Here is a 372-nt window from a genome sequence, read left to right on the forward strand (position 1 = left end):
CTTGCACTGAAACAAACTAACGAATGGAATAGAACTATGAAAAACAAAAGAAAAAACCAGAAAGGCTTTACGCTGATTGAATTGATGATTGTGGTTGCGATCATTGGTGTGCTGTCTGCAATTGCAATTCCGGCTTATAAAGATTATGTATCTAAAAGTGAACTATCCTCTGGTTTAGCCACAATGAGAGCACTAATTACACCAGCAGAATTAATCCATCAAGAAAAGGGCGTGATCGTTCAAGCTACCGCTTTGGGCGATCTAGGAACAGCTACAGATGCAAATTCACTTGGTAAAATAACAGTTTCAGCTGACGACACACTGTTATTCACTTTTGGAGCAACTAGCTCAATAAGTGCAGCAACCTTAACA

1 protein-coding gene is annotated in these 372 nt (G+C 39.2%); it reads left to right on the plus strand.

What is annotated here, in order from left to right; translation table 11 throughout:
• Window positions 1-36 precede the first annotated feature (36 nt).
• The coding region (locus tag AB4653_RS28460) for a prepilin-type N-terminal cleavage/methylation domain-containing protein (RefSeq protein ID WP_372105991.1) at window positions 37-372 on the plus strand (336 nt) is incomplete at its 3' end.

Source organism: Vibrio sp. 10N.222.48.A3 (genome assembly GCF_041475345.1).
Lineage (GTDB): Bacteria > Pseudomonadota > Gammaproteobacteria > Enterobacterales > Vibrionaceae > Vibrio > Vibrio tasmaniensis_A.